The organism is Nucisporomicrobium flavum, from assembly GCF_016464385.1.
In the GTDB taxonomy this organism is placed as follows: Bacteria; Actinomycetota; Actinomycetes; order Mycobacteriales; family Micromonosporaceae; genus Actinoplanes; species Actinoplanes flavus_A.
In genome coordinates this window covers 188,311-202,682 of sequence record NZ_JADMLH010000004.1, presented here as the reverse complement: position 1 = coordinate 202,682, position 14,372 = coordinate 188,311, and the positions used below count along the sequence as shown (strand labels likewise).

Below are 14,372 nucleotides of genomic sequence, written 5' to 3'. Positions count from 1 at the left end.
GAGCGCCCTCCCCCAGACTGAGTGGACCTTTTCAACGTGGCGAGGCCGACCCTGCCCGTCACCGGCGGACGGCTCGGCACTCTCGGGCTCGATGCCAGGTTGACAAAGGTTCATTAGGTAGTCACGGGAGGTTCGCACGACCCCGTACGGGCCGAACCGCACATCATGTGCGACAAAAGGGCGGCCACCGTCCGGTGACCGCCCTTTTCGCCGACCTTCGACCCCTACCCAGCCGGGTGGGGAGAGTTACTCACTCCCCCGGGGTGGACTTCGCGATCTGCATGAGGAACTCGATGTTCGTCCGGGACTGCTTGAGCCGGTCGAGCAGGAGGTCCAGCGCCGCCGAGGACTCCAGCGAGCTCAGCACCTTGCGCAGCTTGTGGACGATCGCCAGCTCTTCCTTGCCGAGCAGGATCTCTTCCTTGCGGGTGCCGGACGGGTGGATGTCGATGGCGGGGAACGTCCGCTTGTCGGCGATCTTCCGGTCGAGCTTGAGCTCGGCGTTACCCGTGCCCTTGAACTCCTCGAAGATGACCGTGTCCATCATCGAGCCGGTCTCGACCAGCGCCGTCGCGAGAATGGTCAGCGAGCCACCGTTCTCGATGTTGCGCGCCGCACCCAGGAACCGCTTCGGCGGGTAGAGCGCGGTCGAGTCGATACCGCCGGACATGATGCGTCCGGAGGCCGGCGCCGCCAGGTTGTACGACCGCCCGAGCCGGGTCACCGAGTCGAGCAGCACGACGACGTCGTGACCCAGCTCGACGAGGCGCTTGGCCCGCTCGATCGCCAGCTCGGCGACCGTGGTGTGGTCCTGCGGCGGCCGGTCGAACGTGGCCGCGATGACCTCACCCTTGACCGAGCGCTGCATGTCGGTGACCTCTTCGGGCCGCTCGTCGACCAGCACGACCATCAGGTGGCACTCGGGGTTGTTGTGGGTGATCGCGTTGGCGATCGCCTGCAGCACCATCGTCTTACCGGCCTTCGGCGGCGAGACGATCAGGGCGCGCTGGCCCTTGCCGATCGGCATCACCAGGTCGATGACGCGGGTGGTGAGGATGTGCGCCTCGGTCTCCAGCCGCAGACGCTCCTGCGGGTAGAGCGGGGTCAGCTTGTAGAACTCGGGGCGGCGGCGCGCCTCCTCCGGCTCCATCCCGTTGATGGTGTCGAGCCGCACCAGCGGGTTGTACTTGTCCCGCCGCTGGTCGCCTCCGCTGTCGCGCGGGGCTGCCCGCACGGCGCCGGTGACCGCGTCGCCGCGGCGCAGGCCGTGCTTCTTGACCTGCGACATCGACACGTACACGTCGTTCGGGCCGGACAGGTAGCCGGTCGTCCGCACGAACGCGTAGTTGTCGAGCACGTCCAGGATGCCGGCCACCGGCACCAGCACGTCGTCCTCGTTGACGTGCGGCTCGCGGCCCTCACGGCCACCGCTCTCGCGGCCACCGCCCTCACCGTCACGGTCCCGGCCGCGACGACGGTCCCGGAAGCGGCTGCGACGGCTGCGACGGCCGCCCTCGCCGTTCTCGTTGTCGTCGTCGTCGTGGCTGTCGTTGCGCGGACCCCGGTCGTTGCGGTCTCCCCGGTCGTTGCGGTCGTTGCGCTCACCGCGGTCGTTGCGCTCGCCGCGCTCGCCCCGGTCGTTGCGCTCGCCGCGGTCGTTCCGGTCGCCACCGTCGCCGCGCGGCTGGTTGCGCTGGCGGTCGCGGTTGCGCTCGCCGCGCTCCGGGCGGTCGCCGCGCTCGGCGGTGTCGGTGCCCTCGGTGCGGGTTTCGCCCTGGTCGCGCGGCTCACGGTCCTGCCGGTCCTGACGGTCCTGCCGTTCCGGCCGGTCCTGACGGTCGCGGCGGCTGCGACGGCCCTGCTCGGGCTCGGTCTGCTCGGAAGGCGGCGCCTGCTCCGTCGCCGGAGCCGCGGCGGTCTGCACGACGGCGGGCTGCTCGGCCACGGGGGCCGCAGCCGGCTGGACGGACACCGCGGCCGGAGCGGACTCGGCGCGCACCGCGGCCGGAGCGGACTCGGCGCGCACCGGCTCGGCCGGGGCAGGCTCGGCGCGCACCGGCTCGGCCGGCGGCGCCTCGGCGCGGGAGGCACCGTTGCTGCGGCGCGCCCGCGGGGCGCTCTCGGCAGCGGCCGGCGCGCCGCCGTTCTGCCGCTCCGTGATGGCCGTGATCAGCTCGCCCTTGCGCATCCGGGCGGTGCCGGAGATGCCGAGGGACGCGGCGAGGCTCTGCAGCTCGGGCAGCAGCATCGCGGACAGGCCGGTGCCGCCGCGGCGGCGCTTGGTGACAGCCGCGGTGGTGGTGGCGCCGTCATCAGCGACGTCAGAAACACCCGACGTCACGTCGGTGGTGTCGCTCAATGGATTCCTTCCGTCGAAAAAGCCCAAGACCACCCGGGTCGTGCAGCAGCCTGGTGGCCGGGTGCCCTCGGAACCCGCTTCGCACCTGCGGCGCGGGAGTTTTGCAGCACGGCAGCTCGACGGTTTCCCGACCCGTCATACGGTGACGAGTAGGTCTCGGCGAGCGCAGCGATCTGGAGACCTGCTGCTCGGCGTGTGCCTTGATAGAGAAGTGAGACGAGCCAGATCGGCAAAAGTCTCGGGGGTGCGCGCCGAACCGCAGAGATCGCTTGCTTCGCGGCTGTGCTAGGTCTTGAGCGTAGTCAACTCTTGCGACCTGCGGCAACAGGGTCCCGCTCGGCGTGTTCCACCATACTCCCTCTGACAAGGGCCCCGTCGGCATCCACGCCCAACGTTTCCGCCCGCCACTGTGTTCCCGGGTGGAAATCCGCAGGTACCGAGGTCAGAGCGAGCACGGTCGGCCCCGCACCGCTGACCACCGCGGCCACCCCGACGGAGCGCAGCGAGGCCACCAGCGACGTCGTACCCGGCATCGCCTCTGCCCGATATCCCTGATGCAGGCGGTCCTCGGTCGCGGCGAAGAGCAGCTCCGGGTCGTGCTGCAACGCGTGCACCAGCAGCGCGGCCCGCCCGGTGTTGAACGCGGCGTCCACGTGCGGCACGCTCGCCGGCAGCGCCGCCCGCGCCGTCGAGGTCAGGCCCCGTTCCTGCGGAACAAAGACGGTCGGGCGTACGGCGTCAGCGGTCGGCAACCGCACGGCCCGGGCCCCGGAGCCCTCGGTCCACGCGATGGTGAACCCCCCGAGCAGACAGGGCGCGACGTTGTCGGGGTGCCCCTCCAGCCGGGCGGCGATCCGCAGCGCATCCTCATCGGTGATCTGCTCCTTGACCAGCCCCCGGGCCAGCTGGACGCCGCCGACGATGGCCGCGGAGGACGAACCCAGGCCGCGCGCCTGCGGGATCCGGTTGACGCACTCCACCGCGACACCCGCGGGCCGGCCGCCCAGCTCGTCGAAGGTGGCGAGCATGGCCCGTACCACCAGGTGGGACTCGTCGGTGGGCAGCTCGCCGGCGCCCTCTCCGGACACCGAGACGGTGAACCGGTCGCCGGTGACCCGGGCGGAGAGGTCGTCGTACAGGGCGAGCGCCAGGCCCAGCGTGTCGAAGCCCGGCCCGAGGTTGGCGCTGGTGGCCGGGGTCCGGACGCGTACCGGCTCGGAGACGAAGGTCAGGCCCATCGCCACATGCTAGGCCTTGATCATCAACGGCGCGTCACCCGCCGGACCCCCGGAATGTCGTACGGCTGGTCTACGGTCGCTGACATGACCGTCGGCTACCTCTTCTCGGGCGTCGTCACCCACCTCCCGGTCCTGGCCGTCCTGATCGGCGGCCTGATCCTGGTGGCGACCCGCCGCGCCCGCCTCGGCCGGCGCAGCGCGACCCTGGCCCAGCTCGGCCTCGGTGCGCTCGTGCTGGGTCAGATCCTCGACATCATCTGGATCATGTCCCTGCCCCAGATCATCGGCGCGATGGACTACAGCAGCCGGACGTATGGCCTCATGACGCTGGTGGTGGGCATCGTGCTGGCGCTGGTGGTGGCCGCCGGGATGGGTCTGCTGATCGCGGCCCTGGTGACCCGCTCGCCGGAGGGCCCGGGCGGGCCGTTCGAATCCCCGCCACCGCCCTACCAGGAGCCGCTCAAGTCCCGCAGCTATCCGTCACCCACCGGCGGCTTCCCACCACAGGGCGGGCGCGACGTGCGGCCGCCGATGTAGGAGATTCCAGGCGCTCGCCCACCGACTCCGCGCCGTTGCTGCGGCCGCGCGGCCCGGTCGGCGTCACCGTTCGGCCGGCTTTCCGGGTCGCTGCCGGTCGGCTCCGGCCAGCGGTGGCCGACTCCCGGCCTGCGGCGGGTGACTCCGGCCGGGGCTCCTGGGGTGGCCGTCGAACGGCTGCGGGCCGTCGCGCGCCCGTCAGCCGGTGCCGCGGGTGCCGTCGATTCGTGCCGTGTCGTCGTCGGTGGGTTGGCCGTCGCCGTTCTCCGGGGCGGTGTCCGCCAGCGTCAGGTGGCGGGTCGCGATGCGCCAGCCGACCGCGTACAGCACGGTGATCAGGCCGCAGCCCACCAGGATGACGCGCTCGTCCACGTGGTCCACGAAGAGCGCCGCCCCGAGCTGGCTGACCGAGATGGCCAGCGTTGCCAGCATCATGTCGGTGGCGAAGACGCGGCCTCGCAGGCGGTCCGGCACCTCGCCCTGGAGCGCGTAGTTGGACAGGACCCAGTTGGTGCCGCCGGCGAAGTGGGCGACGAACACCAGTGCCAGCACGAGGGGGAACCACGGGGCCGCCGCGACGCCGATGTAGCCCAGGCCGTACAGGCTCATCGACAGCGCCAGGCCGGGCAGGAGCCAGGTGCGGTGGTTCAGGACCGAGCGCATCACGAGCGGGCCGACCAGGGCGCCGGCTCCTCGTACGGCGAACAGCGCGCCCGCGCCCAGCGAGCCGACGCCGTACACGCCGGCGAGGAGCGGGAAGACCGTCAGGACGCCGTTGCCGAGACCCACGGCCGACTTGACCGTGACCAGGGCGCGGATGCGGGGGCGGGCGCCGATGTAGCGCAGGGCCTCGATCAGGGCGTGCCAGGTTCGCGGGGGCGGGGCGGACGTGTCGCGGGGGGCCTGCAGCGGGCGGCGGATCAGGGCCGTCAGCCCGGCCGCCGCGGCGAGGCCGGCCGCGGCCACCGCGAAGCTCACGTACGGGCCGAAGGCGCTGCTCACGATGCCGCCGAGGGAGGCGCCGACGATCGTCATCGTGCCCCAGGCGGAGCCGGCCACCGCGTTCGCCGCCGCGAGGTCCTCCGGGTCGACGACGTTCGGCAGGGCCGCCGAGGCCGCCGGGGAGTAGAACGCCTTGGCGACGGCCACCGCCCCGATCGCCACCAGGGCGAGCGGTGCGGTGGCGGAGGAACGTACGAGAAACAGCAGCAGCATGGCGACCAGCGCGGCCACGTTCGCGGCGATGAGGATGGCGCGCCGGTCGAGCCGGTCCGCGACCGTACCCGTGTACGGCAGCAGCACCGCGTTGATCCCGGTGTCCACGGCGAGCACGAGCGCGCCCCACACGCCGCTGCCGGTGAGCTCGGGCAGCAGCACGAGCAGCGGCACCATGACGAACCAGTCGGAGCCGAAGACCACCAGCTGGGCCGTGAACAGGCGCCGGAAGTCACGGTTGCTGGTAAGGACCGAAAGTGGAGATGCCACGTACACACACAGTACCGGCCGGCCCGCGGCCGATCACCCGGAGCGGGCCCGAACCCGGCGGCCGCCCGCGGAGGAGCGGGCCGGAACCCGGCGGCCGGCCCCGGGACGACCGGGCCGGAACCCAGCGGCCGGCCCCGGGACGAGCGGGCCCGAGGCCGGCGGCCGGCCCGGGAGGACCGGCCGCCGGGGCCAGATGTCAGGCCGGCGGCGGGGTGGCGGGACGCCGCGGCATCTTCAGGACCTCGAACTGGTCCGTGTAGCCGCGCAGCGCCCCCGGGGCCTCGCCCTCGGCGCGCGCCGGGCGGCCCGCCGGCTCGTCCTCCGGGGCCTCGTGCGCGCCGCCGCTGGACTCCGGCGCCGGGGCGTCCGCCGGGACGTCGCCGTCGGGGCCGCCGTCCGCCGCATGCCGCGGCGTGCCCGCACCCGAAGAGGCCGTACCCGAAGATGCCGGGGCCGTCGAAGCCGCATCGGACGAGGCCGGGACCGTCGCGTCCGGGCCCGGGACGGCCGCCTTGCGGGCGCGCTTGCGGTCCCGGCGTTCGCGGCGCTTCAGCTTGGTGTTCTCGACCATCGTGTAGAGGGCCGGTACCAGCACCAGCGTGAGCAGTGTCGAGCTGACCAGGCCGCCGATGACCACGATGGCCAGCGGCTGGGAGATGAAGCCGCCCTCGCCGGTCAGGCCCAGCGCCATCGGCAGCAGCGCGAAGATGGTCGCGATCGCCGTCATGAGGATCGGGCGCAGGCGGTGACGGCCACCCTCGACGACCGCCTCCCGGACGCCGAGTCCCTCTCTCCGGTAGTGGTTGATCAGGTCGAGCAGCACGATGGCGTTGGTGACCACGATGCCGACCAGCATCAGCACACCGATCAGCGCGGGTACGCCGAGCGGGGTGCCGGTCGCCAGCAGCAGCGCGATCGCGCCGGTCGCCGCGAACGGGATGGAGACCAGCAGCACGAGCGGCTGGATCAGGCTGCGGAACGTCGCCACCATGATGACGAAGACGATCGCGATGGCCGCCAGCACGGCGAGGCCCAGGTCGGCGAACGCGTCCGCCTGGTCCTGGCTGACGCCGCCGATCGAGTACGACGCACCCGGCGGCAGGGTCAGCCCGTCGAGCCGCTTCTTCAGGTCCGTGGTGGTCGCGCCGACGTCGGAGCCGGTGGCCGTGCCGTTGACCGTGACGCTGCGGTTGCCGTCGATGCGGGTGACCTCTTCGGGACCGGCGACCTCCTTGACGTCGGCGACCGAGTCGAGGGTGACCACCTGGCCGGTCGGCGTGGTCAGCGGCAGCTTGCGGAGGGCGTCGGCACTGCCGGGCGCCGCACCGAAGGTGACCACGACGTCGCGGCTCGCGCCGTCGACCGTGATCTTGCCGGCCGGGGCCGCCCGGAACGAACCGGCGACGGCCTGGCCGACCGCGGCCTCGGTGAGCCCGCGGCGGGCGGCGGCCTGCCGGTCGACCTGCACGTCGAGGCGCGGCACGCTGGCGGCCAGGGTGGAGCTCACGTCGGTGACGTTCGCGGTGCCGGCCATCGCGTCCTGGACCTGCTTGGTCGCGGTGGTGAGGGTGGCCTGGTCGGCGGCCTGCACGACGACCGACAGCTGGCTGGCGTTGAAGCCCGTGCCGTTGTCGCCGCCGACGGTCACCTCGCCGACGTCGGTCATGCCCTTGAACTGCTCGCGCAGCTCGTCGGAGACCTTCTCCGCGTCGGCGTCCTTCGCGAGCGCCACCGTGAAGCTGGCGCCGCTGGCCCCGCCGGAGCCGACGAACGGGTTGAACTCGCCGTTGCCGACCGTGACCTGGTAGGTCTCGACGTCGTCGCGGGCGGCCAGCAGCGTCTCGACCTTCTTGGCGGCCTCGTTCGTCGCGGCGAGGCTCGTGCCGACGGGCAGGTCCTGGGTGACCTGGATGGTGTCCTGACCGGACTCGTCGAGGAAGTTGGTCTCGAGCCGGCTCGCCAGGCCCAGCGTCCCGAGCAGCACCACGACGCCGATCGCGACGGTGGACCAGCGGGTGGGGCGGCTGCGGGTCGCCCAGCGGATGACCGGAAGGTACGCCCGCTGCAGCGGGCTGCGCAGCTCCTTCTCCTCGGCGGCCCGGCGGACTTCCTCCGACTCGCTGCCGCCGGCGGCGGGACGCAGGAACCAGTACGCGAGCACGGGTACGACGGTCAGCGCCACGAAGAGCGAGGCGACGAGGGCCACGGTGACGGTGATGGCGAACGGCGCGAACAGCTGCCCGACGAAGCCGCCGACGAGCGCGATCGGGGCGAACACGGCGACCGTGGTCAGCGTGGAGGCGGTCACCGCGCCGGCGACCTCCTTCACGCCGGACATGATGGCGTGCACCTTGGCTTCGCCGTACCCGAGATGGCGTTTGATGTTCTCGAGCACCACGATCGAGTCGTCGACGACGCGGCCGACGGCGATGGTCAGCGCGCCCAGCGTGAGCAGGTTGAGCGAGTAGTCGCCGATCCACAGCCCGATGAGCGCGATCAGCACCGACAGCGGGATCGAGACCGCCGTGACGAGCGTGGAGCGGACGGAGAGCAGGAAGACCAGGATCACGATCACGGCCATGATCAGGCCGAGCAGGCCCTCGGTGGTCAGGCTCTCGATCGAGCGCTCGACGAACGGCGCCTGGTCGGTGATCACGGTCAGCTTCGCGCCGGACGCCCCTTCCAGGTCGGCCAGCTTGTCGCGCACCTCGTGCGAGATGGCGACCGCGTTGCCGTCGGGCGCGGCGGTGACCGCGATGCCCAGGCTCTCGACCCCGTCCGTACGCGTGAACGAGGTGGCCGTGGCGAGCTGGCTGGTGACCGACGCGACGTCGCCCAGCCGGACCGGCCCGCGGGCGCCGGTGAGGTACAGGTTCTGCAGCTGCTCGACCGAGTTGATGGGGCTGCCCACCTGGACGCTGAGCGACCGGCCGTCGTCGGTGATCGCGCCGGCGGGCACGGAGATGCCGTTGCTCTGCAGCAGCGTGGTGATCGCCCGCGGGTCGGCGCCGGCGGCGCGCAGCTTGACCAGGTCGGGCTTGATCACGACCTGTTCGGAGCGGGTGCCGGTGACCTGTACGTCGCGCACGCCCTCGATGGCGTTGAGCTCGGGGACGACGTCCTGCTCGAGGCGCTGGGCCAGGTCGGACTGGTCGGAGCCGCCGGTCGCGGCGAGCACGATCGCCGGGATGTCGTCGGTGCCGCCCGCGAAGATGGTCGGCTCCACGTCGTCGGGCAGCGTCGGCTGGATCCGGTTGACCGAGGTGGTGAGCTGGTTGATCGCGTTGTCGAGGTCGGTGCCGAACTCGTACTGCACGATGATCGTCGCCGAGCCCTCACGGGTGGTCGACTGGATGGTGTCCAGGCCGTCGGCGCCCTTGACGGCGTCCTCGATCGGCTTGGTGACCTGCTCCTCCATGATCTCGGGACTCGCGCCCGGCAGCACCACGCCGATGAACGCGCCCGGGAATTCCAGCGAGGGCAGGAGCTGCTGCTTCAGCGACGGGATGGTGTACACGCCGAAGCCGGTGATCACCACCGCTATGAGGGCGACAAGCCCTCGATTGGCGAGACTGAGCCTGGTCAGGAATGACATGTGCTCCCCCGAGAAAGTTCGGCCAAGGCATATAGTTTGCCCGACGCGAACAAATGGTTTTCGCCGGGGTCCGCTGGTAACGTCCCGTCACGCGACGGACGCCGACCGGCCATCGGCGCGCTACACAGGAGGTGCGTTGGCCGAGAACGAACGACTCATCGCGGACATCATGCACGCCCAGCAGCAGCTGCAGCACCTGTTCGCGTACGACCGCTCGGACCCGCTCTTCAGCAGCCAGCTCACCATGCCGCAGCTCAAGATCCTGCTGTTGCTGCACCGCCTCGGCGACACCTCGGGCCGCGAGCTGGCGGGCCTGCTCGGGGTCAGCCTGGCGACGCTGAGCGGCATGGTGGACCGGCTCGTGACGAACGACCTGGTCACCCGCGCGGAGGACCCGCACGACCGCCGCGTCCGCCGGATCCGGCTGAGCGCCACCGGCACCGAGATGATCTCCCGGATCATCACGGCGGGCACCGAGAGGCAGACCCGGCTGCTGCGCAAGCTCACCGACGCCGAGCTGCGCACGGTACGCGACGCGATGCAGGCGATGGTCCGCGTCGCCACCGAGGACGCGACCGACACCGAGGCCGGCGACCCCACCGTCGGCGCGGCACGGAGAGTGACCGAAGCGGTGGCGGCAGAGGTCGCCGAGAGCGCGGCCGCCGAGGTGGCGGACGCCGTAGCCGCCGAGATCGCCGACGCCGCGGCGGCCGAGGTCGCCGAGGCCCGCGAGACGACCGCCCGCAGACGAGCCGGCCGCGCCTGACCGCGCAAGCCGCACCCGACCGCGGGCCGCGCTCAATGCGGGCCGCACCCCAACGCGGGCCGCGCCCAACGCGGGCCGCGCCCAACGCGGGCCGCGCCCAACGCGGGCCGCGCCTGGCCGCGGCCGATCGCGGGCCGCAACTGACCGAGCCGGCCGCGCTTGACCGCGGCTTACGTCCCACCGCGGGCCGCGCCCCACCGGGCGGGGTCAGGTCAGGTCGAGGGCCCGGGCGGCGGCGAGGACGTCGTTCTTGATGGTGGTGGGCGACGGCGCCGTGGAGATGGCCCACTCCGGGTCCTTGAGGCCGTGCCCGGTCACCGTGCAGACCACCGTCGCGCCGGGCGGGATCATGCCGGCTTCCGCCTGCTGGAGCAGGCCCGCCACGCTCGCCGCGCTGCCGAGCTCGACGAATACGCCGACCTCGCGGGCGAGCAGCCGGTACGCCGTGAGGATCTCCCGGTCCGTCACCGCGGAGATCAGGCCGCCCGAGGCGTCCCGGGCGTCGAGTGCCTTGGTCCAGCTCGCCGGGTTGCCGATGCGGATGGCGGTGGCGATGGTCGACGGCTCGGGCACGACCTTGCCGTTGACGATCGGGGCCGCCCCGGAGGCCTGGAAGCCGTACATCTTCGGCAGGACCTTGGCGTTTCCGGCCTCGTGGTCCTCCTGGTAGCCCATCCAGTACGCGGAGATGTTGCCCGCGTTGCCGACCGGGAGGCAGTGGATGTCGGGGGCGTCGCCGAGCGCCTCGACGATCTCGAACGCGGCCGTCTTCTGGCCGTGCAGGCGGAAGATGTTGACGGAGTTGACCAGCGACACCGGGAAGTCCTGGGACAGCTTCGAGGCGAGCGCGAGGCAGTCGTCGAAGTTGCCGTTGACCTGCAGCAGCTTGGCGCCGTGCACCAGCGCCTGGGCCAGCTTGCCGAGCGCGATCTTGCCCTGGGGCACGAGCACCGCGCAGGTGAGCCCGGCGCGGGCGGCGTACGCGGCGGCCGAGGCGCTCGTGTTGCCGGTGGAGGCGCAGATGATCGCCTTCGAGCCCTCCTCCACCGCCTTGGACACGGCCATCGTCATGCCGCGGTCCTTGAAGGAGCCGGTCGGGTTGGCGCCCTCGACCTTGAGGTAGACGTCCGCGCCGGTGCGCCGGGAGAGCACCGGGGCCGGCACGAGCGGCGTGTTGCCCTCATGGAGCGTGACCACCGGGGTGGCCTCCGAGACCGGGAGCCGGTCACGGTACGCCTCGATCAGTCCCCGCCACATGGTCTTTTCCTCTCAGCTGACTTGCTCAAGGATGCACCAATCCGCCGAATGGCGAGACGGAGCATCCACTATGCGGGACCGTGGGACACGGCCTCCACGTTGTTGCCGTCCGGGTCGCGGACGAAGGCGCCGTAGTAGTTCTCGTGGTATTCCGGGTGGAGCGCCGGCTCGTGCAGCACCTCGGCGCCCGCCTCCACGGCAGCGGCGAAGAAGGCGTCGACGGCCGCCCGGTCCGCGGCCTTGAACGCGATGTGCGACTCCCGGAAGCCGTCGCCCGAGTCGAACACGCTGATCCAGAAGTCCGGGAAGTCGCCGCCGTACCCCATCGCGACCTTGTGATCGGCCAGCCGGCGCAGGCCCAGCGGGGCGAGCACCGTGTCGTAGAAGGCCGCACTCGCGGCCATGTCCGCGCACTGCAGACCGACGTGGTCGAGCATGCTCAGACTCCCCCCTCGACGCGCAGCACGCTGGCGATCGAGCGGACGATGTCCAGCGAGCGCAGATCCTCCACGGTGGCCGCGAGGTTGGCGTCGGGCGCGCCGTGCGTGACGATGACCAGCGTCGCGTCCTCGTCGCGGCCGGACTGCCGGACCGTCGCGATCGACACCTCGTGCTTGGCGAAGACGCCGGCGACCGTGGCGAGCACGCCCTGCCGGTCGGCCACGTCGAGGCTGATGTGGTAGCGGGTGACGGCCTCGCCGATCGGGCGGATCGGCAGATGGGCGTACGCGCTCTCGCTCGGCGCGCGGGTGCCCGCGAGGCGGTTGCGGGCCGCCGCCACGATGTCGCCCAGTACAGCGCTGGCAGTGGGCGTACCCCCGGCTCCCCGGCCGTAGAACATCAGCTGCCCCGCGGCCTCGGCCTCGACGAAGACCGCGTTGAACGCGTCGCCCACGCTCGCCAGCGGGTGGCTGCGCGGGATCATCGCCGGGTGCACGCGCACGCTGACCGACTCCTGGCCGGTCGAGTCCGGTCCGCGCTCGGCGATGCAGAGCAGCTTGATCGTGCAGCCCATCTCCTTGGCGCTGGCCACGTCGGCGGCCGTCACGCCGGTCATGCCCTCGCGGAAGACGTCGGCCGCGGTCACCCGGGTGTGGAACGCGAGCGAGGCGAGGATCGCGGCCTTCGCGGCGGCGTCGAACCCCTCCACGTCGGCGGTCGGGTCGGCTTCCGCGTACCCGAGGTCGGTGGCCTCCTCGAGAGCCTCGCCGAAGCCGGCCCCCGTGGCGTCCATCGACGACAGGATGAAGTTGGTCGTGCCGTTGACGATCCCGGTGACCCGGGTGACGCGGTCGCCGTGCAGCGACTCGCGCAGCGGGCGCAGCAGCGGGATCGCGCCCGCGACCGAGGCCTCGTAGTAGAGGTCGGCGTCGCCCTGGGTGGCAGCGTCGTGCAGCGTCGCGCCGTCCTCGGCGAGCAGGGCCTTGTTGGCCGTCACGACGCTCTTGCCGGCGCCGAGCGCCTCGGTCAGCCAGGTGCGCGCGGGCTCGATGCCGCCCACGACCTCGATCACCACGTCGACGTCGTCCCGCTTGACCAGCCCGAGCGCGTCGGTGGTGAACAGCGACGGATCGACCGGCAGGTCACCGCGCTGACGGCCGGGCCGGCGCACGGCGATGCCGACGAGCTCCAGCGGCGCCCCGATCCGCGCCGTCAGGTCCTCCGCCTGATCGTGGAGCAGGCGGACGACCTCACTGCCGACCGTGCCGCAACCGAGCAGGGCCAGGCGAACCGCAGGCTTACCAGAACTCATCCCACATCCAATGCGAGCAGATCTTCTTCGGTCTCCCGGCGCACGATCACCCGCGAGGCACCGTCGCGGACGGCGACGACCGGCGGCCGCGGCACATGGTTGTAGTTGCTGGCCATGCTGCGGCAGTACGCACCCGTGCCGGGCACGGCGAGAAGATCTCCGGGCTGCACGTCGGCGGGCAGGAATTCATCCTTCACGACGATGTCCCCGGATTCACAATGCTTTCCCACGACGCGGGCGAGCATGGGTGGCGCCTCCGAGGCGCGGCCGGCGACCGTGGCCGAGTACGACGCGTCGTAGAGCGCCGTACGGATGTTGTCGCTCATCCCGCCGTCGACGCTCACGTACGTGCGGATGCCGTCGACGTTCTTGACCGTGCCCACCTCGTACAGGGTGAGCACAGCCGGCCCCACGACGGCCCGGCCGGGCTCGATCGAGAGCTTGGGCCGGCGCAGCTTCTCGGCGGCGCACTCCGCGTCGACGATCTTGTTGATCCGCTTGGCGAGGTCGCCGGCGGACGACGGGTCGTCCTGGGTCGTGTACGCGATGCCGAACCCGCCGCCGAGGTCCAGCTCGACCAGCTCGACGCCGCGCGCGTCCCGGATCTGCGCCTGCAGCTGCAGCACGCGCCGGGCCGAGACCTCGAACCCGGACGTGTCGAAGATCTGGGAACCGATGTGCGAGTGCAGGCCGCGCAGGTCGAGCACGTCCTCGTCGAGCACGCGGACCGCGGCCTCGAACGCCGCCCCGCCGGCCAGCGAGAACCCGAACTTCTGGTCCTCGTGCGCGGTGGCGATGAACTCGTGGGTGTGCGCCTCGACGCCCACGGTCACCCGGATCAGCACGGCCGGGCGTTTGCCGGCCTCCCGCGCGAGCGCGGTGAGCCGGTCGATCTCCTGGAACGAGTCCAGGATGATCCGTCCCACCCCGGCGTCCAGGGCCCGGCGCAGCTCGGAAACCGACTTGTTGTTGCCGTGGAAGCCCATCCGCTCCGGCGGGAAACCGGCGGCCAGCGCGACCGCGAGCTCACCTCCGGAGCACACGTCGAGGAAGAGCCCCTCCTCGTCGATGACCTTGACCACGGCCTTGCACAGGAAAGACTTGCCCGCGTAATAGACGTCCGCGTCGGCGAAGGCGGCCGCGAAGTCGCGGCACCGGGCCCGCAGGTCGTCCTCGTCCAACAGGTACGCCGGGGTGCCGTGCTCCGCCGCCAGGTCGAGGACGCTCACGCCGCCGATCTCCAGGGCGCCCGCTTCCGTACGGCTGACCGTACGCGGCCACAGCTGCGGCACGAGCGCGTTCACGTCCTCGGGGGTACGCAGCCACGCCGGCTCTCGGTTGCCGAGGTCGCCGTGCATCGCCCCGGCCTCATGTGCCCGCAT

Annotated in this window: 10 protein-coding genes; 2 read left to right on the top strand and 8 right to left on the bottom strand. The window is 72.0% G+C overall.

Going from position 1 to position 14,372, the window contains the following annotated elements; genetic code table 11:
- Window positions 1-250 precede the first annotated feature (250 nt).
- Window positions 251-2,359: a transcription termination factor Rho gene (gene rho / locus IT780_RS12585; protein WP_199511677.1), complete on the bottom strand. Its 2,109-nt coding sequence runs from the start codon at window positions 2,357-2,359 to the stop codon at window positions 251-253.
- 302 nt (window positions 2,360-2,661) lie between these two features.
- Complete coding sequence (gene thrB / locus IT780_RS12580) at window positions 2,662-3,597, bottom strand: homoserine kinase (RefSeq protein ID WP_199511676.1); 936 nt, start codon at window positions 3,595-3,597, stop codon at window positions 2,662-2,664.
- Between the two features lie 84 nt (window positions 3,598-3,681).
- On the opposite strand from thrB, the gene IT780_RS12575 reads away from it, so the two are divergent.
- Window positions 3,682-4,134, top strand: coding sequence for a hypothetical protein (locus tag IT780_RS12575; protein ID WP_199511675.1), 453 nt, complete (start codon window positions 3,682-3,684; stop codon window positions 4,132-4,134).
- A gap of 198 nt (window positions 4,135-4,332) precedes the next feature.
- On the opposite strand, the gene IT780_RS12570 is transcribed toward IT780_RS12575, so the two are convergent.
- Window positions 4,333-5,619 (bottom strand): MFS transporter, encoded by a 1,287-nt coding sequence (locus IT780_RS12570; protein WP_199511674.1) that lies wholly within the window; start codon window positions 5,617-5,619, stop codon window positions 4,333-4,335.
- A gap of 196 nt (window positions 5,620-5,815) precedes the next feature.
- Window positions 5,816-9,214: an efflux RND transporter permease subunit gene (locus tag IT780_RS12565; protein WP_199511673.1), complete on the bottom strand. Its 3,399-nt coding sequence runs from the start codon at window positions 9,212-9,214 to the stop codon at window positions 5,816-5,818.
- Between the two features lie 136 nt (window positions 9,215-9,350).
- Here IT780_RS12565 and IT780_RS12560 point away from each other — a divergent pair, with 136 nt between their 5' ends.
- A complete protein-coding gene (locus IT780_RS12560) occupies window positions 9,351-9,980 on the top strand; it encodes a MarR family winged helix-turn-helix transcriptional regulator (protein WP_233412719.1) in 630 nt (209 codons plus the stop codon).
- Between the two features lie 207 nt (window positions 9,981-10,187).
- Here IT780_RS12560 and thrC read toward each other — a convergent pair whose 3' ends face one another.
- The 4 genes from thrC to lysA all read right to left on the bottom strand — a co-directional run bounded on the left by thrC (window position 10,188) and on the right by lysA (window position 14,372).
- Entirely contained in the window at window positions 10,188-11,237 is a 1,050-nt protein-coding gene (gene thrC, locus IT780_RS12555) for a threonine synthase (protein WP_199511671.1), read from the bottom strand.
- Between the two features lie 68 nt (window positions 11,238-11,305).
- Window positions 11,306-11,674, bottom strand: coding sequence for a VOC family protein (locus IT780_RS12550; RefSeq protein WP_199511670.1), 369 nt, complete (start codon window positions 11,672-11,674; stop codon window positions 11,306-11,308).
- A gap of 2 nt (window positions 11,675-11,676) precedes the next feature.
- A complete protein-coding gene (locus tag IT780_RS12545) occupies window positions 11,677-12,990 on the bottom strand; it encodes a homoserine dehydrogenase (RefSeq protein WP_199511669.1) in 1,314 nt (437 codons plus the stop codon).
- The gene (gene lysA, locus IT780_RS12540) at window positions 12,987-14,372 is read right to left on the bottom strand and encodes a diaminopimelate decarboxylase (protein ID WP_199511668.1); all 1,386 of its coding nucleotides are present in this window, start codon (window positions 14,370-14,372) and stop codon (window positions 12,987-12,989) included. Before lysA ends, IT780_RS12545 begins: the two co-directional genes overlap by 4 nt.

What these genes read in the sequence shown, in the direction of transcription:
- IT780_RS12575 (WP_199511675.1), top strand. Translation starts at nt 3,682, where the DNA reads ATGACCGTCGGCTACCTCTTCTCGGGCGTCGTCACCCACCTCCCGGTC.
- thrB (WP_199511676.1), bottom strand. Translation starts at nt 3,597, where the DNA reads ATGGGCCTGACCTTCGTCTCCGAGCCGGTACGCGTCCGGACCCCGGCC.
- thrC (WP_199511671.1), bottom strand. Translation starts at nt 11,237, where the DNA reads ATGTGGCGGGGACTGATCGAGGCGTACCGTGACCGGCTCCCGGTCTCG.
- IT780_RS12550 (WP_199511670.1), bottom strand. Translation starts at nt 11,674, where the DNA reads ATGCTCGACCACGTCGGTCTGCAGTGCGCGGACATGGCCGCGAGTGCG.
- lysA (WP_199511668.1), bottom strand. Translation starts at nt 14,372, where the DNA reads ATGCGGGCACATGAGGCCGGGGCGATGCACGGCGACCTCGGCAACCGA.
- IT780_RS12545 (WP_199511669.1), bottom strand. Translation starts at nt 12,990, where the DNA reads ATGAGTTCTGGTAAGCCTGCGGTTCGCCTGGCCCTGCTCGGTTGCGGC.
- IT780_RS12565 (WP_199511673.1), bottom strand. Translation starts at nt 9,214, where the DNA reads ATGTCATTCCTGACCAGGCTCAGTCTCGCCAATCGAGGGCTTGTCGCC.